Genomic DNA, 23,679 nt, shown 5'->3' on the forward strand with positions numbered 1-23,679 from the left:
ACACTCAGGGGCGGGCGATGGAGCAGACACACACCTCCCAGAACGGCACGGCGGCCACGCCGGGCGCTCAGCGCCGGGTGCTGGTGGTCGAGGACGATCCCACGATCGTGGACGCCATCGCCGCCCGCCTGCGTGCCGAGGGATTCCTCGTGCAAACGGCGGGTGACGGGCCGGCCGCCGTGGACACGGCCGAGGCATGGCAGCCCGACCTGCTGATTCTCGACATCATGCTGCCCGGCTTCGACGGCCTGGAGGTCTGCCGCCGGGTGCAGGCGGCCCGTCCGGTGCCGGTGCTGATGCTCACCGCGCGCGACGACGAGACGGACATGCTGGTCGGGCTCGGCGTGGGCGCCGACGACTACATGACGAAGCCGTTCTCGATGCGCGAGCTGGCCGCGCGCGTGCACGTACTGCTACGACGCGTGGAGCGCGCCGCGCTGGCCGCGTCGACACCGCGGTCCGGCATCCTGCGGCTCGGCGAGCTGGAGATCGACCACGCGCAGCGCCGGGTCCGGGTGCGCTCCGAGGACGTGCATCTCACGCCCACGGAGTTCGACCTGCTGGTCTGCCTCGCGAACACGCCGCGCGCGGTCCTCTCGCGCGAGCAGCTGCTGGCCGAGGTGTGGGACTGGGCCGACGCGTCCGGCACCCGCACCGTGGACAGCCACATCAAGGCGCTGCGCCGGAAGATCGGCGCCGAGCGCATCCGTACGGTTCATGGCGTGGGCTACGCGCTGGAGACCCCGACGCCCTAGAGTCGGGCACCCTGGTTGAGGGGGCGCAAGTGATGAGCAGTCTCGGTGCGTGGCGCAGGAGCGTGCTGGCGGGTGCGGGATCCCGTTCGCCGTTCGGCAGGCGCCCGGGCTCGGGCAGGCACTCAGGTCCGGGGCCGCATGCCGGCCCGGACGCGGGGCCGCACGCCGGCTCGGGTACGGGTGCGTTCGTCGGCCCCGGTTCGGATTCACCGCCCCCTACCGGTAGCGGTACCGATATCGGCGTCGGCACCGGTTCGGGCTCCGTGTCCGGATTGAGCCCGGTGCCCGATTCGAGTGTGGCTTCCGGAACGGCCCCCGCGTCCGCGGCGACGTCGGCCGCCACCGGTACCGCTTCCGCGGTGGGCTCGGCGACGGGCTCCTGGGGCGAGGTGCGGCCCTTCTCGATCAAGACGAAGCTCGGCACGCTGGTCGTCGTCTCGGTCTTCATCACCACCGGTCTGCTGATGATCGCGGTGCGCACCGAGACGGAGCTGCGCTTCATCACGGTCTTCTCGGTGATCGCGACTCTGCTGATCACACAGTTCGTGGCGCACTCGCTGACCTCCCCGCTGGACGAGATGAACACCGTGGCGCGCGGTATCTCGCACGGCGACTACACCCGCCGGGTCAGGGGCGCCGACCGCCGCGACGAGCTGGGCGACCTGGCCCAGACGATCAACCGCATGGCCGACGACCTGGAGGCCCAGGAGCGCCAGCGCAAGGAACTCGTGGCGAACGTCTCCCACGAGCTGCGCACCCCCATCGCCGGCCTGCGCGCGGTCCTGGAGAACGTGGTGGACGGTGTCTCCGCCGCCGACCCCGAGACGATGCGTACGGCCCTGAAGCAGACGGAGCGGCTGGGGCGGCTCGTGGAGACGCTCCTCGACCTCTCCCGCCTGGACAACGGCGTCGTACCGCTGCGCAAGCGCCGCTTCGAGGTGTGGCCGTACCTGTCCGGCGTACTGAAGGAGGCCAACATGGTGGCCTCCGCGCGTGCGGGCATCGCCTCGGGCTCCGGCAGCCACACGCGTACGGACGTCCATCTGCACCTGGACGTGTCGCCGCCCGAGCTGACCGCGCACGCGGACCCGGAGCGGATACACCAGGTCGTCGCCAACCTCATCGACAACGCGGTCAAGCACAGCCCGCCGCACGGCCGCGTCACGGTGAAGGCCCGGCGCGGCGAGGGACACGAGTCGCTGGACCTGGAGGTCCTGGACGAGGGTCCGGGCATCCCGCGCTCGGAGTGGCACCGGGTCTTCGAGCGGTTCAACCGCGGCGGCGTGGTCGCCCCGCACGGTCCCGGCAGCGACGGCGGTACGGGCCTCGGGCTCGCGATCGCCCGCTGGGCGGTGGATCTGCACGGCGGCCGGATCGGTGTGGCCGAATCCCCCCGTGGCTGCCGGATCCAGGTCACTCTTCCGGGCGTGCCTTCGCTTGACAGGTTGACGTAGGGTTCAAATCGAGAGCCCAAGATCCATGTGTGAAACGTGTGATCGGGCAGCAGGACACGTGTCATCGCGCGGTCCTCGTACGGAGGCTCGGCCTTTCGGGGTCGCAGTCCTGACCCGACGTGTCGGTTCCGCATCGGAACCTCGCTTGTTTCCCGCCATTTCCACCACCGAAACACGCTTTTCGATGTGACTTACGCGACGATGACCAGGCCCGGCCTGACCTACGCGGTCCGGGAGGCGTAGCCTTTATTCCCGCTGTCCATCACCTTGTGAAGCGGAAGAGGGCGGTTGCCGCCGTGTCGCCACAGTCCCCCAGTAACTCGAGCACCTCGACCGAGGACCAAGCCGGGAAGAACCCCGCTGCTGCGTTCGGTCCCAATGAGTGGCTCGTCGACGAGATCTATCAGCAGTACCTCCAGGACCCGAATTCGGTAGACCGAGCCTGGTGGGACTTCTTCGCCGACTACAAGCCGGGCGGCGTCGCCGCCTCGGCTCCGTCGGGTACCGCGGCCGCGGGGGCCGCGGGGACCACCACGGTCGCTCCGGCTGCGCCCGCGGCTCCGGCTCAGGCCGCTCCGGCCCCGGCCGCACCAGCGGCGCCGAAGCCCGCGGCCGCAGCGCCGGCGAAGCCCGCCGCCGCTGCTCCTGCCGCGGCCCCGGCCAAGCCCGCAGCGGCCAAGCCGGCCGCGGCGAAGGCCGCGCCCGCGGCGGAGTCCACCGCGGGTCCGGAGTACGTGACGCTGCGCGGACCGAGCGCCGCGGTCGCGAAGAACATGAACGCCTCGCTGGAACTGCCCACGGCCACGTCCGTGCGCGCCGTCCCGGTGAAGCTGCTCTTCGACAACCGCATCGTCATCAACAACCACCTGAAGCGTGCCCGGGGCGGGAAGATCTCCTTCACCCACCTCATCGGCTACGCGATGGTGCAGGCCATCAAGGCCATGCCGTCGATGAACTACTCCTTCGTGGAGAAGGACGGCAAGCCGACGCTGGTCAAGCCGGAGCACATCAACTTCGGCCTCGCCATCGACCTGGTGAAGCCCAACGGCGACCGCCAGCTGGTCGTCGCGGGCATCAAGAAGGCCGAGACGCTGAACTTCTTCGAGTTCTGGCAGGCCTACGAGGACATCGTCCGCCGCGCCCGTGACGGCAAGCTGACGATGGACGACTTCACCGGTGTCACAGTCTCCCTGACCAACCCCGGCGGCCTCGGCACCGTCCACTCGGTCCCGCGTCTGATGCCCGGTCAGTCGGTCATCATGGGCGTCGGCTCGATGGACTACCCGGCGGAGTTCCAGGGCACGTCCCAGGACACCCTGAACAAGCTCGGCATCTCGAAGGTCATGACGCTCACGTCGACCTACGACCACCGGGTGATCCAGGGCGCCGCGTCGGGCGAGTTCCTCCGCATCGTCGCGAACTACCTCCTCGGCGAGAACGGCTTCTACGACGAGATCTTCGAGGCCCTGCGCATTCCGTACGAGCCGGTCCGCTGGCTCAAGGACATCGACGCCTCGCACGACGACGACGTCACGAAGGCCGCCCGCGTCTTCGAGCTGATCCACTCCTACCGGGTCCGCGGCCACGTCATGGCCGACACCGACCCGCTGGAGTACAAGCAGCGCAAGCACCCCGACCTGGACATCACCGAGCACGGGCTCACCCTGTGGGACCTGGAGCGCGAGTTCGCGGTCGGCGGCTTCGCCGGCAAGTCGATGATGAAGCTGCGCTCCATCCTCGGTGTCCTGCGCGACTCGTACTGCCGCACCACCGGCGTCGAGTTCATGCACATCCAGGACCCGAAGCAGCGCAAGTGGATCCAGGACCGCATCGAGCGCTCGAACACCAAGCCCGAGCGTGAGGAGCAGCTGCGCATCCTGCGCCGGCTGAACGCGGCGGAGGCCTTCGAGACCTTCCTGCAGACGAAGTACGTCGGCCAGAAGCGCTTCTCCCTGGAGGGCGGCGAGTCCGTCATCCCGCTGCTCGACGCGGTTCTCGACAGCGCGGCGGAGTCCCGTCTCGACGAGGTCGTCATCGGCATGGCCCACCGCGGCCGCCTGAACGTCCTGGCGAACATCGTCGGCAAGTCGTACGCGCAGATCTTCCGCGAGTTCGAGGGCAACCTCGACCCGAAGTCGATGCACGGCTCCGGCGACGTGAAGTACCACCTGGGCGCCGAGGGCGTGTTCACCGGTCTGGACGGCGAGCAGATCAAGGTCTCGCTGGCCGCCAACCCCTCGCACCTGGAGGCGGTCGACCCGGTCCTGGAGGGTGTCGTCCGCGCCAAGCAGGACGTCATCAACAAGGGCGGCACGGACTTCACGGTCCTGCCGGTCGCCCTGCACGGCGACGCGGCCTTCGCGGGCCAGGGCGTGGTCGCGGAGACCCTGAACATGTCGCAGCTGCGGGGCTACCGCACCGGCGGCACGGTCCACGTGGTCATCAACAACCAGGTCGGCTTCACGGCGGCGCCCGAGTCCTCGCGCTCCTCCATGTACTCGACCGACGTGGCCCGCATGATCGAGGCCCCGATCTTCCACGTGAACGGCGACGACCCGGAGGCCGTGGTCCGCGTCGCGCGCCTGGCCTTCGAGTTCCGCCAGGCGTTCAACAAGGACGTGGTGATCGACCTCATCTGCTACCGCCGCCGCGGTCACAACGAGTCGGACAACCCGGCCTTCACCCAGCCGCTGATGTACGACCTGATCGACAAGAAGCGCTCGGTGCGCAAGCTCTACACCGAGTCCCTCATCGGTCGCGGCGACATCACGCTGGAAGAGGCCGAGCAGGCCCTGCAGGACTACCAGGGTCAGTTGGAGAAGGTCTTCACGGAGGTCCGCGAGGCGGCGAACGCGCCGGCCGAGACCCATGTCCCGGACGCGCAGCCCGAGTTCCCGGTGACCGTCACCACGGCGGTCTCCCAGGAGGTCGTCAAGCGGATCGCCGAGTCCCAGGTCAACATCCCCGAGCGCGTCACCGTCCACCCGCGTCTGCTGCCCCAGCTGCAGCGCCGCGCGGCCATGGTCGAGGACGGCACGATCGACTGGGGCATGGGCGAGACGCTGGCCATCGGCTCCCTGCTCCTGGAGGGCACCCCGGTGCGCCTCTCGGGCCAGGACTCCCGCCGCGGCACGTTCGGCCAGCGCCACGCGGTGCTGATCGACCGGGAGACGGGCGAGGACTTCACCCCGCTCCAGTACATGTCCGAGGACCAGGCCCGTTACAACATCTACGACTCGCTGCTCAGCGAGTACGCGGCGATGGGCTTCGAGTACGGCTACTCGCTCGCGAGGCCGGAGTCCCTGGTCATGTGGGAGGCGCAGTTCGGCGACTTCGTCAACGGCGCCCAGACGGTCGTGGACGAGTTCATCTCGTCGGCGGAGCAGAAGTGGGGCCAGACGTCGGGTGTGACGTTGTTGCTGCCCCACGGCTACGAGGGCCAGGGCCCGGACCACTCGTCCGCGCGTCCGGAGCGCTTCCTCCAGATCTGCGCGCAGAACAACATGACGGTCGCCATGCCGACCCTGCCGTCGAACTACTTCCACCTCCTGCGGTGGCAGGTGCACAACCCGCACCACAAGCCGCTGGTGGTCTTCACCCCGAAGTCGATGCTGCGCCTCAAGGCGGCCGCGTCGAAGGCGGAGGAGTTCACGACGGGCGGTTTCCGTCCGGTCATCGGCGACGCGTCCGTGGACCCGTCCGCGGTCCGCAAGGTCGTCTTCACCGCGGGCAAGGTCTACTACGACCTCGACGCGGAGCGCACCAAGCGCGGCTCGACGGACACGGCCATCATCCGCATCGAGCGCCTGTACCCGCTGCCGGGTGCCGAGCTGCAGGCGGAGATCGCCAAGTACCCGAACGCCGAGAAGTACCTGTGGGCCCAGGAGGAGCCGGCGAACCAGGGTGCCTGGCCGTTCATCGCCCTCAACCTGATCGACCACCTGGACCTGGCGGTCGGCGCGGACGTTCCTCACGGGGAGCGGCTGCGGCGGATCTCCCGCCCGGCGTCCTCCTCCCCGGCGGTCGGCTCGGCGAAGCGGCACCAGGCCGAGCAGGAGCAGCTGGTGCGTGAGGTGTTCGAGGCCTGACGGCTTGGAACGCGTCGTTCGGTACGTACGCGAACAAGGGCCCGGCCCCGAGTCTCAGCACTCGGGGCCGGGCCTTTTCGCTGTCCGGCGCGTCAGGGTGACACCGGCCGGGTGCTCATCAGCCCAGATACGGTTCGAAGTCCCAGTAGGGCCGCGTGCGCTGGCGGGCCGAGATGGTGTGCGGGTGCTGGGCGCCCAGGGTGCGGGTGAGGGAGAGAAGGCCGTCCTCCTCCAGCTTCCCCGCCTCCTCCTGCTCCCGCGCCGCACGCAGGTCCGCGGAGAGGGCCACCTGGCAGGACAGCGTGAGCGGGTGCTCCTCCCCCAGCGAGTGCCGGGCGCGGCGCAGTGTGTCGCGGCTCAGCTCGACCGCGTCGGAGATACGGCCGTTGAAGTTGCGCGCGCTCGCGGCGTTCAGCGCACAGCCCAGCACCCAGGGGTGGTCGGGGCCGAGCGTGGCGGTGAGACCGGCCATCGCCGACTCGAACATCGACATGGCCTCGGCTCGTTCGCCCGCTGCCTGCATGACCAGGCCGGTGTTGGTGAGCATGCCGGTCGCGACGGGGTGTGCGGGGCCGAGGAGGGCCCGGTAGCCGGCCTCCGCCTCCGCGATCAGATCGCGTGCCTGGCTCAGGTCGCCGTGCTCCCGCAGGAAGTTGCCGTAGTTCGTCAGGAAGGACAGAGTGCGGTGGTGCTCCCGGCCGTTCAACTGCACCATCTGTTCCAGGAGGCTGGTCATCGAAGGCCCGACGTCCTGCGTGTGACCGCCCTCGCGGCGGCGGCACATGGTCAGTTGGGCTCGTGCCTCCAGGGTCTGCGGATGCTGTGCACCGAGCACCTGCACGTGGAGCCTGACGACCGGCTCCTGGCGCGCGAGCGCGTCACGGTAGCGGCCGAGGAGACGCAGACTGTGGGTGACCGCGTTGCCCGAGCTGAGGGTGTTGATGTGCCGGGCGCGCAGGACGCTCTCACGCCTGGCGAGGGTCTCCAGGTCGAGTTCGTACGCGTCCGTGTACTTGCCGAGGAGCCGGAGCCCGACGCCGAGGTTGTGCCGGGCGACGAGGGTGGGCAGCTCGTCCTGGCCGAGCAGTCGGCCGATGCCGTCAAGGACCTCGCGCTGCAACTCGTACGCCTCCTCGTACCGGCCGAGGTGACGCAGACTCGTGGCCACAGCGCCCTTCGTGGTCAGCTCGCCGAGTTCATTGCGCTGCGGCGCGGTCTGCAGCTTCTCCAGGACGCCACGGTCCAGTTCGTACGCATCGCGGAACCTGCCGCTGGCCCGCAGGATGTGGCCCTCTTGGTTGATCAGGTCGAGCATGGGCTGCGCCAGCCGATCCATGGAACGGTCCCAGCGGTCGTGGATCCGCTGAGCCAGATCCAGTCCGGCCTTGAACTCCCCGCTGCGCAGGCAGTAGCGCAGGCAGTTGAGGACGGCCTCCTGGACCCGGGGCGCGGTGCTGCCCAGCGCGCCGGACGGTTCCAGGTGCGGAAGCAACTCCGCGTATCGAGGCCAGTTCCTGCTGTCCACGGGGTTGCCCGGGTCGGCCTCCGCGAGGAGGGTACGGACGGCCCTCCGGTGGATGGCGCGGCTGTCTTCACTGGCCAGTTTGGAAACGATGTCGTGGACCAGACGGTGCATGTGCACGGACTCCTGGTGCGGGCCCATCTCCGCACCCGCGGGGCCGCGGGTCTCGCGGGTGAGCACCGAGTAGTTGACCAGTGTGTCCAGGGCCCGGGTCCAGGCGGGCAGGTCGGTGGCCATCCAACGCAGTTCCTCAGGGAGATCGGCCTGCGGGTAGGCGCGAATGAGGCCGAGCGGGATGCGTCCGGGTGCGAACGACGTACACAGGCTCAGCACGTCGATGGCCTGTGGCTGCGAACGACGCAGCCGGTTGAGCAGTATCGACCAGGAAGTCATGGACGACTGCGGGAAACCCTCGCCAGTGGCGGGTTCGTCGACGGTCGACAGCTTGCGTTCGCGGACCATCCGCAGATACTCGGGCACTTCCATGCCGGACTCGCCGAGCCAGGAGGCGGCCTGTACGAGCGGCAGCGGTACGTCGCCGAATTCGACGGCCACCTCGTCGGCCTCGTCCGCGGTGATGTGCGGGGCGCGGCGCATGAGGTAGCCGGTGGACTCCGCGCGCAGGAAGGCGGGGATCTCGAGGATCTCCGTGTGCTCGCTCCAGCCGCGGTTGCGGGAGGTGACCAGTACGTGCCCGGGTCCCTGCGGGAGCAGCGCGTCGATGTCGTCGGTGTCGTCCCAGCCGTCGAAGATCAGAAGCCAGCGGGAGTGCGGCTCCCCGCGCCGCAGGGCGTCCCGCACGGCACGAATGCGCTCGCCCGGCTCACTGCCGCTGCGCAGACCGAGTTCCACGGCGAGTTCGCCGAAGCGGTCACGCTGAATGTTGCGGTCGTCGGAGTTGATCCACCACACCATGTCGTAGTCAGGGCTGAAGCGGTGGGCGTACTCGGCGGCCAGCTGGGTCTTGCCGATCCCGGACATGCCGAGCAGTGTGCAGGCGGCAGCGCCGCGCTCGGCGTCGGCGAGACGTTGGTGGAGGTTCGTGAGGAGATCGTCGCGGCCCGTGAACCGCGGGTTGCGACGCGGGACCTCTCCCCAGATCTCGGCGCGTGTCTCCGGGTAGCGGAGCCGGGTGGGTGCCGCCCTCGTGGTACGACGCCGCTGCAGGCCGAGGCGGCTCAGCAGACGTTCCTCGGCCGCCTCCTCGCTCAGACCCCACATGCTGGCCGGTTCGAGGACCGCGGTGGCCGGAAGCAGCGGCCGGTTCGTGAGATTGACGGCGGCGAAGCGGTCCGCGTGCGCGGCGACGAAGCCGCGCAGGACATCGTTCCACTCGCCCGCGGGGCGCGGGCCGAGCTCGAAGAACCAGTCGTTGAGGACGAGGAGTACGCGTCCGCTGGACAGCAACAGGTCACCGAGCGAGTCCTCGAGCGGGACCTCACGAGGCGGGTCCCAGCGCTGCTGGGTGGCCCGGTTGCCGTGCCGTTCCAGGCACTGCGCGATCCACGCCGCCCACGAGCGGTGGTAGCCCGGGAAGACCACCAGGAAGTGCTCCGGTGCCGCTGAGCCGCGGTCTGCCGCGCTCTCCCCGCCCGACCGCCGCTGTTCCGCCATCCCAAGCTCCCTGCTCCCGCTGTGTCGCGCCCGTTCACGTACCGAACGCGACCGATCTTGCACCCAGTGTCACCTGCGGATCCGGGCCGCCACGCCGAGACTCGCATGATGCCTGCCCATCTCCCGGGCGAACTCCCCTCCCGCAAAGGTCAGTTCATCGGATTCAAGCAGGATGGACAAGGCCTCGCTGACTCTCCCGCGATACGACCCGAACTGCTCCGCGGCCCGCTGCCGCCACTCTCCGGGAGTAGCGGGCCCATTCCATGCCCGCCACCAGAGATCGGTGAGAGCAAGATGCGCGTACGCCCCCTGAAGAACCCCCGGGATGGGGCGCGGGTCCGGCCGCCATCCCACGCGGTGCAGGGTGCCCCCGTCCGGACGGAACAGGGGTATGAGCTCATGGAGGGAAGCCAGCTTGTTGTGATGGGCCTCGTGCACCAGGACCTCCGTCAACTGCGGTGCATCAGCGGGCAATTGAGCGAGTACGGCGCCTGGAGCGGCCCGGAGTGTGGCGCTCATCGCGGCACCGCCGGCGCTTTCCGACAGTGCCAGAGGCACCACGGCGCGCAGCACCGCCATTGTCTCGGCAGCACGCCCGGGATGGGTCGCCGAGAGCAGCTCATGAGCCTCGCGCCAGCGCTGCGCCCAGAGCCTGTGGGCGGAGAGCGGCCGCTCGGCCGCGGGTAACGCCGCAGGGCCGATCCCCCGCGGCAGCACCCGGTAGGGGTCCAAGTCGTCGAGTACGACCGCGCTGCCGGGCAGGACGCGCAACGCGGACCAGCCCGGCCCGCCACCGAGCGGGCGCGGTGCACCCAGCCGGTGCCGGGCTGCGGGGCTCGGCAGTTCCACTCCATCGCCGGTGCCGTCCGTGATCCGCACCAGCCCGGCGTGGCTGCTCAGGCTGACGCTGCCCGACAGGCAGCGGAGCACGCCGAGGCCAGGCAGTGTCAAGGTGCCTGTCGGCAGTGTCAGCGTGCCACTGACCCGGCAACCCGCGCGGACGGCGGCGGCGACAGCGACACCGCCCAGGTGGGCCAGATGCCTTTCGAAGGCGGGGCCGTCGGGCGAGGCGAGCGCTGCGGAAAGCCATGCCCCGATCATCGGGTAGTCGACGACGTCACGGACCGCTGTGGCATCGGTGCGCTCCGCACGTTCGAGCAGCGTCCAGTCGCTCTTGAAACGTTGGCGCACGCCAGGGGACAGCAGGGTGCTTCGCCGTTCGACCAGGACGAGTAGCGACTTGAGAAGCAACAGTCGACGCGCGTGGAGTCCGGCACGCAGTGCCGCTGTGCCGGCCGGCGAGGGCTGGGTCCTCGCCAACTCCGCGAAGACCTCGGAGGTGACGGACGACGGAGTCATCCCAGCCTTGCCCCACTCCGTGCGGACTCCGCGCATCCGACCGAAAACGAACGCACAGCAGGCTCTCTTCGCACATGGGCCGGATCGCTGGTGGTGTGCCAGACCTCCCCGAACTCACGGGAGTTGTCGAGCACCTGATCAACCGCCGCCGCAAGCCCCGGATCATCCATGGCACGCAATGTCCGCAGGTCGACGTCGGTGAGGTCGGGCAGGGCCACCGTCCGTCCGGTGTCCCGGCCAGGGTCGGCCGCCCGATTCCTCTGCTCCCCCACCCTCGGCTCCTCCCTGCCGACGCCCGCCCCGCACGGCCGCAACGGCTGCCCAGTTCTTCCCGACGCGTGGGAATCAGAAACCCTTGCCGATCAACTCCGGTCATGCGCCGCGTGGTTGAGCCGCCCCTCGGACCAGGGGTACCAGGGCGGCGAGGCACGGCTCCACTCGTCGTCCGGCAGCGGCCGGCGGCCGGCGGACGACGCCGGTCGCGCGGCCAGTTCCTCGGCGGCGCGGCGAGTCGACTCGACGTCGTCCCAGTCGACTTCGGTGAGCACTCCGACGAGCCGCTGCCACTGGTCGCGGGCCGCCCGGTAGGTCTCGCCGGCCGCGGCGGGTCGCCCCATGAGGGCGAGGGCCGCGGCGCGGCCGTGCAGCGCGCGGGCGGCCGTCACCGAGCCGGGGTCGTCGCCGTGGGCCCGGCGGGCCTCGCGCTCCGCGGCCTCGTACGCCTGGAGCGCGTCGGCCAGGACGGGCGCCCCGGCGCGGTGCCACAGTTCCAGGCGCACCCGCCCCAACTGGAGCCAGGACTCGGCCTGTACGGCGTCGTCGGCGGCAGCCCGGGCCGCCTGCCCCAGCAGATGCCGGCTCTCGTAGAGGTCCGGCAGGAAGCCCAGATGCCGGAACCGCTGTGCCAGCGCGCTCCCGATGAGCCCCTGGAGTCTGCCGCGCTGGGCGGACCGGGCGGGCAGGGCCTTGAGCGCCTCGCGCAGGACGTTCTCGGCCCGGTCGACGATGCCGGCGCCGTCCGGCCGGGAGGCGCGCCGGAGCAGTGACTCGCCCCAGACGGTGAGGAGTTCGCAGCGCCGGACGCTGTCCGGCGGAGCGAGCATGGCTGCCGTCTCGTACGCCTCGTCGGCCGCCGGGTGGTCGCCCGCGGCGTCGTGGAAGGCGGCCCGGGCGGCCAGGCAGGACAGACGGAGGGCCGGGTCGTCGGCCGCGGCGCGTTCGGCGCGTACGAGGGCGTCGTGGGCCTCGGCCCCGTCGGCCCCGGAGGCGTGCAGGGCTCGGGCGAGGTCCAGCAGGGCCGGGCCGCGTACCGCGTCGGGGGCGCCCTCGCTGTCCAACAGTGCGCATCCTTCGCGGAGTTCGGGAACAGCTTCCCCGGGCCGGCCCAGGTCGAGCAGCAGTCGTCCGCGGCGCAGCAGCCGCGCCCGGCGCAGGGGGGCGGGCCAGTGGCCGTCCGGGTCCAACGGGACGCCGAGGACGTCGAGTGCGGCGGTGAGGTGTGCGGTGTCCGCGGTGAGGCGCCACAACTCGTGCCGGGACGCGGCGAGTTCGAGTGCGGCCTCGCTCCGGCCGGGGCTGCCGGCCGGTGCGGCGCGGTGTGCGCGGGTGAACTCGGCGACGGCGGCGTTCAGGAGCTGCGCGCGGCGGTCGCCGGTGCGCGCGGCCGCGGTGCCGGCCTCCGCCCGCAGGACCCGGCCGAGGAGCACATGGGCGCGTACGGCGTCGGGGAGGCCGGTGCCGCCCTGGCGTACGGCTGCTTCGGCCTGTTCCTTCGCGCGGCGCAGGACGGTCGGGTCGGCCAGGGCCTGCCACTGGCCGAGGAGCCGCTCGGCCTCGGCGAGAGGGACGGGCGTCTCCAGGTCGGGGAGGTAGAAGCGCAGGACCCGGGCGGGGATGCGGGCGAACAGTTCTGCCTCGACATCGCCGCGGTCGTCCCGCTGTCCCTCGCCGTCGGTGACGCCGGTCGCGGTGACGGTCGTGTCGTGGTCGGCGAGTCGGGCGGAGGCGAACGCGGCGAAGTTGCGGGTGCCCTTGCCGAAGTGGCGTTCCACGTAGGCGGAGCAGTGTTTGAGGACCAGTCCGGCGGTGTCCTGGTCGAGTGAGCTGAGCAGCAGGTCCTGGACTCGGCCCGGGTAGACGAAGCAGGGCTGCCGTTCGGTGCCGGGCAGTTGCCTGAGCAGGCCGCCCAGGAGGACTTCGGCCAGTTCCATGGGCCCGGTGTCCGGGAGCATGGCCCGCTGGACGAGTTGCATGACGGGCAGGGTGAGCGGGGCCGCGGCGAGGTACACGGCGAGGCGGACCGCGCCGGGCGAGGCGCCGGCGCGGAAGGCGCGCAGGAGTTCGTCGTCGCCGCGTGGGGCGGGGGGCTGTGCGGGCACGTTCTGCGCCGGCGCGGGGGCGGGGGTGGTCCAGGCGGCCCAGGCCCGTTCGCTGGTGGGGCCGGTGCCGGACAGGAGGCGGGAGAAGGCCTCGAAGGCCTCGGGGGTCGGCTGGAGCACCGGCACGGGGCGGGCTCCGGCGGCCGGTTCCTCCCAGGGTTCCTCGTCGGGCAGGAAGGTGGTGCGTCCGCCGGTCTCCGCCTGCCTGACCAGCAGGCCCGGTTCGGCGGGCAGTGCGGTGCGGCCCCAGAGCCGGGGTGGCAGCGGCTGGACGACGGCGAGCGGCGAGGTGCGGGGCCAGCCGTGCAGGAGCCGCTGTGCGCTGCCGTTCTGCCACAGGGGGCCCACGCAGTCGCTGATCACGAGGGTGAGCCAGCGGCCCGTGGGGTCGTGGAACTCGTCGGCCGAGCGCAGCCGGGTGTGGTGACCGGGTCCGGCCGTGGTGCCGATGAGCGGGATGCCGCCCTCGCCCGCGTACAGATGGTGGACCCGGACGCTGCCGAAGGCCCCGGACTGCTGGCAGGCCTGGCGCAGTTCCTCGACCAGTTGCCCCCAGACGGCCATCGCGGGGCCGGTGTCCATCAGGAGCTGGATGTCGCAGCGCCGGCGGCGGCCCGGGCGGCGGACGGGCACCAGGACTCCGCTGGCGGCCGCATGGTCGGCGGTCGCCTCCTCGTCGATCGCCCCGTCCCGGGGCGGGGCGGCGGGTCCCCGGTAGCGGCCCAGGGCGCGCAGCGCCTGTTCGAGACCCAGCAGGCCCGGCAGCGCGGTGGCCGCCGGGGCGCGCACCGGGAAGACCTGCCGGGCGCCGTCGGCCCGCGGACCGGCACCGCCGCCGGCCGTGTGCAGGGGGACGGCGCCGAGCGAGGTGTCCGTGCCGGGTTCCCGGCCGGGCCCGGGGGTGTGGTCCGCCGGTGAGCGGATCGTCGGCCCCGTCCCGTCGGTCCCGTTCTCCGGCGCGGCGGGCGGGTCGGCCTGTCCGTGGTCCCGCTCGGCGCGGGGCGGCGCCGCGTCGAGCCACCGGGACAGCCAGACGGCGTCGGCCACCTCTTCGGCGGTGGGGTCGAGACCGCCCCGGCGCAGCCTGCCGATCAGTTCCTCCAGATGCATCCCGTGCATCCGGCTCACCGCGAGCGGTCGAGTGGGTGCATGAGCAGGTCCGCGATCCGCTCGCGGGTGAGGCGCTCCGCGTGGGGGGTGTGCTGGGTGAGGAAGAGGGCGTTGAGCAGTTGGTCCGCGGCGACGACCTCGCCGGGCTCCCGGTCGAGGAAGCGGTCGATGAGATCGCGGCCCGCCTCGACGCTCTCGCCGCCGAGGTGCGCCTCGACCATGGCGGTGAGCTGTTCCTCACCTGGCGGTTCGAGCTCCAGCTGGATGCAGCGCCGCAGGAGGGGCGCGGGGAAGTCCCTCTCCCCGTTGGACGTCAGGATGATGAGCGGGAAGGCGGTGCAGGCGACGCGTCCACCGTGCACGGGTACGCGGCGGCCGTCGTGGGTGAGCACCTCCACGACGGGTTCGCGGTCGGCCACGCGCTCCAGCTCGGGGATGGCGAACTCGCCCTCCTCCAGCGTGTTCAGAAGGTCGTTGGGCAGATCGAGGTCGCTCTTGTCGAGCTCGTCGATCAGCAGGACGCGGGGCACCTCGGCGGGCAGCAGCGCGGTGCCGAGGGGGCCGAGTCGTACGTACGATCCGATGCCGGACGGGGCGGCCGCCGGCGCGGCGGTGGCGCCCTGGGCCCGCTCCAGCTGGACGTCCTGGAGGCGGCCGATGGCGTCGTAGCGGTACAGGCCGTCCTGGAGCGTGGTGCGGCTGACGACGGGCCAGCGCAGAACCCGGCCGAGGCCCAGCTCGTGGGCCACCGCGTAGGCGAGGGTGGACTTGCCCGTGCCCGGGTTGCCGGTGACGAGGAGGGGGCGGCGCAGATAGAGGGCCGCGTTGACGGCGTCGACCTCGGCGGGCCGGGGCGCGTAGTTCTCGACGAGGCGCCGCCGTACGCCGAGCCGGCGGGCGCTGCTGGGGTCGTCCGGTCCGGACTCGGGTCGGTCGGGTGCCGCCGCGAAGTCCCGCCAAGGGGGCGGCGGGGGTAACTGCCGCACACCGTCGTGCGGCTGACCCACCCCTCGGTAGATCCGCCAGTCGTTCACCATGGGCTCCTCCCGGCTCTGGTGATCATGCAGCGGGTCCCGGCTGTTCGATGTACGACGTTACCGCCGGTGCGCCGGGCCTGCCGAGCTTCCTGTTCGTCCGGTATCGAATCCGGTCAGCGAACATCCGTGCGAGGCAAGGGAGTTGGGAGTCGATTCACGTGTCGGGGGCTGCCATGAGGGGCGGTTGCATGGGTTCCGTTCCGTGTGGCGGACGATCCGGCGGATCGAACAGTACAGCGATGTCGCCCACGAGACCCTCCGCCGTGTCGGGATCCGACACCCGGATCCTGAGCTCGCGCACCTGCCGGTGCAGGCCTTCGGCCCCGCCCGACAGACCCAGCAACTGCCCGGCCCGCAGATGGAACTCCCGGCACTCGTCGTGGTCGTGGCCGTCCCTGCGCCACAGCACCAGGGGATGCCCGGCGGCGAGCGCGGCCGCCATCGCGTCGAGGCCGGGACCGCTCCCGACGGGACCGCAGTGGACGGGCACGCACGCGTCGTCCATGCCCGAGAGCCGGCCGTACGCCGCCATCCTGCCCTCCGGGCGTCCCGTCTCCGGGTGCCCCTGTGCCGTCGCCTCGCCCCTCAGCGGCCCGGCGGACAGCGGCCGGCCCGTCACGCCCGCCCATCTGCGGCGCCATTCGGGGCTGGGCGGCCGGGTGCCCCGCCGGCGGTCGCGGATGACGACGACCCTGCGCAGCCCGAGCGGCATCGACTGCTCGTCGAAGAGGTCCGCGTCGTCCCAGGCGTCATCGGCGCCGAGCCGCCAGTCGTCGAGCGGTACGTCGAACAGCCGGCGCGGCAGGAAGGCCTCGACCGCGGCCAGGTGTTCGCCGCGGTCGCCCAGGCGCAGGGCCTCCGCGAGCGGTTCCCTCAGGTACTGGTGCAGTTCGTCGCGGCGCACGCCGTGGTCGTTGCTGTAGAGCGGGGTGACGTCCTGGCCGTCGTAGAGGAGCTTGACGCTCAGGGGATACCGCTCTCCGTAGACGGGCTCCCCGACGTCGACGAGGACGTCGGCCCGGGCCCGGGACGGTGTCCCGGCCGGCGTCGGCCCGGCCACCGTGACGACGGTCGCCGGCGTCCGGAGGGTCTCCTCGGGCAGACGGTCCAGGAGGGCGTCGATGTCCTCGCGGATGGCCTGCCGTGCGTAGAGGGTCGCCTGCTCGGTGATCCAGACGGTGAAGGCGCGCAGCCGGTCCCGGTCCAGGCCGGCGGGGTGGTCGAGAGCGGACTGCCTGGCCACCTTCGCCGCGTACAACAGGACGGCGTCGAGGGCGAGTTCGGGTCTGCCGCCGTGGTCGCCGGGGTCCCGCAGGCCGTGCAGCAGTCCGGCGCCCTCGCGCCAGGTGCGCGGGTCGTGCTCGATGGGCGAGCGGTAGTCCTCCTGCACCACACGGGACTTGACCTCGTGGACGAGGTGCATGACCTCCCCCGGTCCGCCGGGCGGCGGGAGATGGGCGAAGTGGCCGTAGAGGCGGACGCGCAGTCCGGGATCGAGCCCCTGGGCACCGGGACCGCGCAGCCGTGTCTGGGCCCTGGTCCAGTCCGCGCCCGCCGCCGGGTCGTTGAAGCGGTCGAGGTGGTGGAGGTCGTGCTCCCCCATGACGGTGTGCAGGATCTCGCCGCCCCGCACGTCGTACAGCTCGCGCAGCGCGGTGATGGGGACGGCCGCTCCCTCGTGCCGGCCGCGCCCCTTGTTCATGCCGATGACGGCGCCGTGCCGCAGATCGACGACGGGCCCGCCCGAGACTCCCTCGACCGGCGTCTGGCCGGTGAGGAGCAGCGCCTTGCCGTCCAGGGCCGACGCCTCTCCGATGCCGTGCCGCATACCGAGGTCGCCGGTCTGGCGTGACCAGCCGTGCAGGCTGACCTGAGCGGGGATGGTCGGCGCCCGGTCGCTGAGCCAGACGCACGGCGCGTCGTCCGCGCCCCGCACCCTGACGAGCGCGATGTCCGGGAACCGCCAGCTGCCGCGGGCCCCGTCGGGCTCTTCGGGCCGCGGTTTGGCGAGCACCACCTCGCCGGTGGTCTTGCCGCCCTGCCAGGTCACGCCGACGGCGTTGCCACTTCGCCACACGGCCGCTCCCCCCTTTCCCACGACATGGGCGCAGGTCAGCAGCCAGCCGGGTGCTATGAAGAAACCGCTGCCCCAGTACTCCTCACGGTCCGGTGCATACCCGTCGCCCGGGGCCACGATGCGCGCGAGCGAGGGGCGCACCATCTCCTCAAGGGCGCTCATCCGGTGCCGGAGGACGAGGGTCCGGGCTGCCCGTCGCCGCCGTCTCCCCGCCCCGCACCCGCCGTGCCCGCCTGCCCCGCGGGCTCGGTCCAGGTCAGGGACACGGAAAGGGAAGCCTGGCCACCGCCTCCCGCGATGGCTCCTACGATCCTGCCTGCCTGCGCCGACAGTTCGATGCCGAAGCTCACGGCCACCTCGACCGGTGCCGGGGTGTGCAGACCGGCGCGCAGGGAGCGCACGACGCCACCGACCGCGTCGGCCAGTCCGCCCGCCATGTCGATGATCCGGTCCCCGACCCCGGTGTCCTGATATCCGTCCCGCTCCAGCTCGGCCTCGTCCGCCGCACTGACCCTGGCCCATACGACGGTCCCGTCGTCGAGCCGTATCCGTTCGATCCCTCCACCCACGGCGCCCCCGTCCGTTCGCTGCCGGTTTCCCTTTGCCAACTGTGAAGCTCCCCTACCGCAGGGAAGGAGAAGGCTAACTCCGGACCTGGGACATGTGCGAGGGGCACCTATCGGTGACGGCTCCCGGCGACCGGATCCGGCGGGCAGTACATAGGCTGTGACCGGAAACCGGTCCACGGACTGTGAACTGTGACCGGAAGCGGAACACGGACGCACGCAGGAGAACACCCCATGTACTTCACCGACCGCGGCATCGAGGAACTGGAGAAGCGGCGCGGCCAGGAAGAGGTCACCTTCGAGTGGCTCGCCGAGCAGCTGCGTACGTTCGTCGATCTCAACCCGGACTTCGAGGTTCCGGTGGAGCGGCTGGCGACCTGGCTGGCACGGCTGGACGACGACGAGGACGACGAGTAGGGCCTGTTCAGGGTTGGAGCCAGGCCCGCTCGGGGCTGACAGCAAGGTCTGGTCGGGGTTCGAGCAGGGTCCGTCCGGGGTTCGAGCAGGGTCCGTCCGGGGTTCGAGCCGGGCGCTTCCGGCGCCCGCCGGGGTCAGTCGCGCGGGCGCATGAGGTCGTACGCCAGTCCGAGCGCCCCGTGCGCCACCAGGAGCGCCCCCGCCGCGATCCAGCCGCCGCCGCGTCGGCGTACGCCCCAGACGGTGAGCGGCAGGCCGGCCGTCACCTGGGCGAGTGCCAGGGCACGGGCACCGGGAGTGCCGGCCCAGGGCAGCCAGGGACCGAGTGAACCCCGCTCGACGACGTCGAGTTCCGCGCGGACGGCGTGGCGCCAGCCCGTCCATTCGAGGGGCCGCGCGTCGGGCTGGGCACGGGCCGCCTCGCGGAGGCGGCCGGCGGGTTCGCCCGGGATGAGCCCGGCGGGCAGGGCGACACCCGCGCGCGTGAGGACGGCGAGCAGGCCGCGCAGGCGGGCGCGGGCGTCGGCATCGGGGTCGGGTTCCGTGAGGCCGTCGAGGGACTGCAGGACCGGGTCGAGGCCGAGGCGGGCGGCGAGGGCACTCATGGCCTCGCCCTCGCCCACGGGTGTGCCGTTGGCGAGCCACTCGTAGCCGACCGGGCGGCGGAAGCCGGCGGCGAGGATGCAGCCGCTGTGGCCGGCGTCCCACCACAGGGCGAGTACGGGCCAGGGGGCGCCGACGGCCAGAGCGGTGGCCCAGCCGGTGAGGACGCGGCCGACCGGTTCGCCGCCGTGCAGCCAGGGCTTTCCCTCGGGGACCAGCACGCTCCACTGCGGCCCGGCCCGGGCGAGCAGCATGCGTTCGCGCAGCAGTCGGGCGACAGGGCCGACGGCCTCGGGGTCCGCGCGGCAGAGCAGCAGGGCACCGGCCGCCCGGTCGGGCGGCGCGGGCGCCTGCGGAGTCTCCGGCTCATGGGGCGACATGCGCCCAGATTATTGGGTTTTGTGGTGACTAATGCCCCCTGGATCACCAGAACGAGTGTCTTGACTTCGCGAATCCGCGATATATCGTGTCTATTGGAAGACGCGATATGGCGTGTCGTGTCCCGCCCCGGCCGAGGAGGTCAGCACCATGTCCGAGTGGTCCGTCACAGAGCCCGGCAAGCTCACGTTCGACGAACCGGTGTCGGCCCTCCATGTGCGCATCGCCAATGGAACGGTGAACGTCGTGGGGGTCGACGAGGGTTCCACCCGGCTCGAAGTGTCCTCGATAGAGGGACCACCTCTGGTGGTGACCCAGGAGAACGGCACACTCACGGTCGCCTACGAGGACCTGCCCTGGAAGGGCTTCCTCAAATGGCTCGACCGCAAGGGCTGGCGCCGCAGCGCGGTGGTCTCCCTGGCCGTTCCGGCACGCACGCGCGTCGAGGTCGGCGTGGTCAGCGCCACCGCCGTGATCTCCGGCGTCGACGGGCGCGCGGTGGTGAAGGGCATCTCCGGTGACACGACACTCGTGGGACTCTCCGGCCCGGTGCGCGCGGACACGGTGTCGGGGAACGTGGAGGCACAGGCGCTCACCGGCGACCTCCGGCTCAACTCCGTCTCGGGCGACCTGACCGTCATCGAGGGCTCCAGCCCCTCCGTGCGGGCCGAGTCGGTCAGCGGTTCCGTGATCGTCGACCTCGACCCGGCGGGACGGCCCAGCGACATCAGCCTGACCAGCATCTCGGGCGAGATCGCCATCCGCCTGCCGCATCCGGCCGACGCGGAGGTCCAGGTGGACACGGCGAGCGGCACGGTCTCCAGCGCCTTCGAGGACCTCAGGGTCGGCGGCCAGTGGGGCGCCAAGAAGATCACGGGCAGGCTGGGCGCGGGGAACGGCCGGTTGAAGGCGACCACAGTCTCGGGCTCCATCGCCCTGCTGCGGCGGCCTCCCTCGGAGGACGAACCATGGGACGAGGGAGTGGATTTCAAGAAGGGGACGGACTTCGGGGAGGATGAGCCGGAGGACGCGGTTCCTGTTGGAGCCGGGTCCGAGCACGGCAAGGGGCACAGCGCGGTGCCCGAGGACACGGTGCCCGGCACTCACGTCGGTGCCGGACCGGGCGCCTCGGCTACGGACGGTCCCGCCAAGTCCCCCACTTCCGGCGCGACCCCCGCCGCGGCCCCCGACTCCGGCCCCACCGAGCATTCCGACGCCGGCGTCACCGACGACCCGACCCACGAGAAGGGGCTCTGACATGGCTCCCGTCTTTGCCCATGGCCGCCTGCGGCTCTACCTGCTGAAGCTCCTGGACGAGGCACCGCGCCACGGTTACGAGGTGATCCGTCTCCTGGAGGAGCGCTTCCAGGGGCTGTACGCGCCGTCGGCCGGCACCGTGTACCCCCGGCTGTCCAAGCTGGAGGCCGAGGGACTGGTCACCCACACCACCGAGGGCGGCCGGAAGGTGTACGCGATCACGGACGCGGGCCGGGCCGAGCTGGCCGACCGCAGTGGCGAACTGGCCGATCTGGAGCTGGAGATCCGCGAGTCGGTCGCCGAGCTCGCCGCGGAGATCCGTGCCGATGTGCGCGGCGCGGCGGGCGATCTGCGCCGGGAGATGCGGGCGGCGGCGAGCGAGGCGCGTCGGAGTTCCACGGGAGCGAGCGCCAAGGGGGAGCGCGGCGAGCACGAGGGCGCCCACGGGGACTTCACGGACTACGGCGACAAGGAGGCGTGGCGCATCGCGAAGGAGGAGATGCGCCGCGTCAAGCAGGAGTGGAAGGAGCAGGCCCGGCGCGCCAAGGACGAGAGCCGGCGGGCCCGCGAGGAGGCCCAGCGGGCGCGCCACCAGGCCAAGGAGGCCCAGGAGCGGGCCCGGGCACAGGCCCAGGAGGAGCTCCAGCGCATCGCCAAGCGCGTCCAGGACCAGGTGCAGGACCACTTCACCCGGGGCGACTGGCCGACGGGCGTGCGCGAGGGCATCACCGAACTGGCCAAGGAATTCGGCGAGTTCGGAAAGGACTTCGGCAAGGAGTTCGGGAAGGACTTCGGCTTCGGCCGACCAGGGACAGGGACCGGGGGCGGGACGGAGGCACGGGCCGGTGCCGGTGCTGGGGCCGGCACGAGGGAGCCCGACTACACGGTCACCCCCGAGGACTTCCCCGCCGACTACGAACCCTCCTGGGCCCACGAGGACTCCACGGGCGACCCCGCCCGCGACCTCGACCGGCTCCTGGACCGCTTCCGTGACGACATCCGCGACGCGGCCCGCGACCACGGGGTGACGGAGGAGCAACTGCGCGACGCCCGACGCCACCTGTCGACGGCGGCGGCGCACATAGGGGCAGCACTGCGGACGCCCAGGGGCTGAGCGGAGGCCGCCCGTGGTGGGTCTGCCCCACCACGGCCGGCCGACGCGAGGGCCCTTCAGCCCGCCTTGGCCTCTCCCCCGCCGTACAGGACCCGCCGCAGCGACGCGTACGTCACCCCGTGGTCGGCCAGGACCTCCGCGGGGACGCCCGGGCGGGCGGCGAGGGCGAGGAGGAGGTGCTCGTCGCCGATGTACCGGTCCCGCTGGGCGAGAGCCATCCGCAGGGACTCCGTGAGAAGGTCCTTGGCCCCCTGAGCGAAGGGACGATGCCCTCCGACGAGCCCGGACCACCAACCCCTGCCCCGCCCGGCGCGCGTCCCGCCGGACCGCAGCGCGCCCTCGCCATGGGCCTCTTCGACCCGGGAGACGATCTCCGAGACGTTGATGCCCAGCCCGGAGAGCGCGTCCGCGTCGGCGCGGGAGAGCCCGCCGCGACGCCGTGCATCGGCCAGTGCCTGTTCGACGGACTCCTTGCGCTCCGCGAGCCCCAGCGACATGAGGGCGAACGACGCGCGGCTGGCCTCACGGTCGAGCAGGGCCAGCAGTACGTGCTGCTCCTCGACCGTCTCCGCGTGCAGCCGCTCGGCGTGATCGACCGCACCGAGCACCACCGCCCGGGCGTCCTTGGTGAACCGTTCGAACATCAATGCCTCCCGTACTTCTTGTGCACGGCCTGCCTGCTGACACCCAGTTCCGCGGCGATCTCCTGCCACGACCAACCCTGATTGCGCGCACTGCGCACCTGAACCGCTTCGAGCTGCTCCAGCAGCCGCCGCAACGCGGAGACGGCCCGCAGCCCGATCCGCGGATCGCGGTCGCCCGCGCGCTCGGCGAGATCCGTTGCTTCGGTCATGATGTCAACTTAGATTGACACACCCTCGGATGTCAACCACAGTTGACATCCGAGGGTGTGCAGGACCCGCACCAAGGCCCGGAACGGCATCAGGGGGTGTTCAGAACGACCTTGCCGAAGAGTTCGCCGGACTCCATCCGCTCGAAGCCCTCGCGGGCCCGGTCCAGCGGCAGGACCTCGTCGATGACGGGACGGACACCGGTGGCGGCGCAGAAGGACAGCAGGTCCTCCAGCTCGTCCTTCGTGCCCATCGTGGAGCCGACGACCTTGAGTTCGAGGAAGAAGATGCGGGTCAGTTCGGCGTGCGAGGGGCGGTCGCCGCTCGTGGCGCCCGAGATGACCAGGGTGCCGCCGGGCTTCAGGGACTTGACCGAGTGCGACCAGGTGGCGGCGCCGACCGTCTCGATGACGGCGTCCACGCGCTGCGGCAGCCGCGCGCCCGACTCCACGGCCTCCACGGCGCCCAGTTCGAGGGCCCGCTTGCGCTTCGCCTCGTCACGGCTGGTCGCGAAGACCCGCAGCCCCGCCGCCTTCCCGAGCGCGATCGCGGCGGTGGCGACACCGCCTCCGGCGCCCTGGACGAGAACCGAGTCACCGGGACGTACACCGGCGTTGGTGAAGAGCATGCGGTACGCCGTCAGCCACGCGGTGGGCAGACAGGCGGCCTCTGCGAAGGAGAGCTCCTCGGGCTTGGGCAGCACGTTCCACGCGGGCACGGAGACCTGCTCGGCGAAGGTGCCCTGGTACCGCTCGGTGAGGATGGAGCGGGGCTCCTTGGGGCCGACGCCGTGTCCCGTCTGCCCGATCACGGAGTGCAGTACGACCTCGTTACCGTCCTCGTCGACGCCGGCGGCATCGCATCCGAGGATCATCGGCAGCTTGTCCTCGGCGAGGCCCACGCCACGCAGCGACCAGAGGTCGTGGTGGTTCAGTGAGGCGGCCTTGACGTTCACGGTCGTCCAGCCGGCGCGGGCCTCGGGAGCGGGCCGCTCCCCCAACTCAAGGCCGTTCAAGGGCTGGTCCCGGTCAATACGAGCAGCGTAGGCAGCGAACATGCCCTCGACCCTAGGCTCCACCGGCCTCCCGACGGAACCACG

The 23,679-nt window shown here is 71.6% G+C and carries 16 protein-coding genes; 6 read left to right on the plus strand and 10 right to left on the minus strand.

Annotated elements, in window-relative coordinates; translation table 11 throughout:
- The first annotated feature begins 17 nt into the window (after positions 1–17).
- The 3 genes from OG718_RS20035 (at position 18) to OG718_RS20045 (ending at position 6,297) form a co-directional block, all read left to right on the plus strand.
- The gene (locus OG718_RS20035; RefSeq protein ID WP_143636317.1) at positions 18–755 is read left to right on the plus strand and encodes a response regulator transcription factor; all 738 of its coding nucleotides are present in this window, start codon (positions 18–20) and stop codon (positions 753–755) included.
- A gap of 359 nt (positions 756–1,114) precedes the next feature.
- Positions 1,115–2,209, plus strand: coding sequence for a HAMP domain-containing sensor histidine kinase (locus tag OG718_RS20040; RefSeq protein WP_143636858.1), 1,095 nt, complete (start codon positions 1,115–1,117; stop codon positions 2,207–2,209).
- A 296-nt stretch (positions 2,210–2,505) separates the two neighbouring features.
- On the plus strand, positions 2,506–6,297 hold the full coding sequence (locus tag OG718_RS20045; RefSeq protein WP_143636318.1) for a multifunctional oxoglutarate decarboxylase/oxoglutarate dehydrogenase thiamine pyrophosphate-binding subunit/dihydrolipoyllysine-residue succinyltransferase subunit: 3,792 nt from the start codon (positions 2,506–2,508) through the stop codon (positions 6,295–6,297).
- Between the two features lie 118 nt (positions 6,298–6,415).
- Here the strand turns inward: OG718_RS20045 and fxsT are convergent, their stop codons facing one another.
- The 6 genes from fxsT to OG718_RS20075 all read right to left on the minus strand — a co-directional run bounded on the left by fxsT (position 6,416) and on the right by OG718_RS20075 (position 17,963).
- A complete protein-coding gene (gene fxsT / locus OG718_RS20050) occupies positions 6,416–9,433 on the minus strand; it encodes an FxSxx-COOH system tetratricopeptide repeat protein (RefSeq protein ID WP_328844735.1) in 3,018 nt (1,005 codons plus the stop codon).
- A 69-nt stretch (positions 9,434–9,502) separates the two neighbouring features.
- Positions 9,503–10,792 carry an aKG-HExxH-type peptide beta-hydroxylase gene (locus OG718_RS20055; RefSeq protein ID WP_328844736.1) on the minus strand — a complete coding sequence of 430 codons (1,290 nt, stop codon included), beginning with the start codon at positions 10,790–10,792 and terminating at the stop codon, positions 9,503–9,505.
- A 362-nt stretch (positions 10,793–11,154) separates the two neighbouring features.
- A complete protein-coding gene (locus OG718_RS20060; RefSeq protein ID WP_328844737.1) occupies positions 11,155–14,289 on the minus strand; it encodes an SAV_2336 N-terminal domain-related protein in 3,135 nt (1,044 codons plus the stop codon).
- A 5-nt stretch (positions 14,290–14,294) separates the two neighbouring features.
- Entirely contained in the window at positions 14,295–15,314 is a 1,020-nt protein-coding gene (locus OG718_RS20065; protein ID WP_143636860.1) for an AAA family ATPase, read from the minus strand.
- Between the two features lie 157 nt (positions 15,315–15,471).
- The gene (locus tag OG718_RS20070) at positions 15,472–17,556 is read right to left on the minus strand and encodes a VMAP-C domain-containing protein (protein WP_328844738.1); all 2,085 of its coding nucleotides are present in this window, start codon (positions 17,554–17,556) and stop codon (positions 15,472–15,474) included.
- The gene (locus tag OG718_RS20075; protein WP_260695043.1) at positions 17,553–17,963 is read right to left on the minus strand and encodes a CU044_2847 family protein; all 411 of its coding nucleotides are present in this window, start codon (positions 17,961–17,963) and stop codon (positions 17,553–17,555) included. Before OG718_RS20075 ends, OG718_RS20070 begins: the two co-directional genes overlap by 4 nt.
- A 231-nt stretch (positions 17,964–18,194) precedes the next feature.
- Here OG718_RS20075 and OG718_RS20080 point away from each other — a divergent pair, with 231 nt between their 5' ends.
- On the plus strand, positions 18,195–18,377 hold the full coding sequence (locus tag OG718_RS20080) for a DUF6104 family protein (protein ID WP_046261288.1): 183 nt from the start codon (positions 18,195–18,197) through the stop codon (positions 18,375–18,377).
- A gap of 134 nt (positions 18,378–18,511) precedes the next feature.
- Here OG718_RS20080 and OG718_RS20085 read toward each other — a convergent pair whose 3' ends face one another.
- Entirely contained in the window at positions 18,512–19,360 is an 849-nt protein-coding gene (locus tag OG718_RS20085; RefSeq protein ID WP_328844739.1) for a hypothetical protein, read from the minus strand.
- Between the two features lie 148 nt (positions 19,361–19,508).
- Here OG718_RS20085 and OG718_RS20090 point away from each other — a divergent pair, with 148 nt between their 5' ends.
- The gene (locus tag OG718_RS20090; protein ID WP_328844740.1) at positions 19,509–20,615 is read left to right on the plus strand and encodes a DUF4097 family beta strand repeat-containing protein; all 1,107 of its coding nucleotides are present in this window, start codon (positions 19,509–19,511) and stop codon (positions 20,613–20,615) included.
- Between the two features lies 1 nt (position 20,616).
- Positions 20,617–21,729: a PadR family transcriptional regulator gene (locus tag OG718_RS20095; RefSeq protein WP_143636329.1), complete on the plus strand. Its 1,113-nt coding sequence runs from the start codon at positions 20,617–20,619 to the stop codon at positions 21,727–21,729.
- Positions 21,730–21,785: 56 nt separating this feature from the next.
- Here OG718_RS20095 and OG718_RS20100 read toward each other — a convergent pair whose 3' ends face one another.
- The 3 genes from OG718_RS20100 to OG718_RS20110 form a co-directional block, all read right to left on the minus strand.
- On the minus strand, positions 21,786–22,373 hold the full coding sequence (locus OG718_RS20100) for a Clp protease N-terminal domain-containing protein (RefSeq protein WP_328844741.1): 588 nt from the start codon (positions 22,371–22,373) through the stop codon (positions 21,786–21,788).
- Positions 22,373–22,582 carry a helix-turn-helix domain-containing protein gene (locus OG718_RS20105; RefSeq protein WP_328844742.1) on the minus strand — a complete coding sequence of 70 codons (210 nt, stop codon included), beginning with the start codon at positions 22,580–22,582 and terminating at the stop codon, positions 22,373–22,375. Before OG718_RS20105 ends, OG718_RS20100 begins: the two co-directional genes overlap by 1 nt.
- An 89-nt stretch (positions 22,583–22,671) precedes the next feature.
- Positions 22,672–23,637, minus strand: coding sequence for a zinc-binding dehydrogenase (locus OG718_RS20110; protein ID WP_328844743.1), 966 nt, complete (start codon positions 23,635–23,637; stop codon positions 22,672–22,674).
- Positions 23,638–23,679: the final 42 nt, after the last annotated feature.

It is taken from the genome of Streptomyces sp. NBC_00258, assembly GCF_036182465.1.
In the GTDB taxonomy this organism is placed as follows: Bacteria; Actinomycetota; Actinomycetes; order Streptomycetales; family Streptomycetaceae; genus Streptomyces.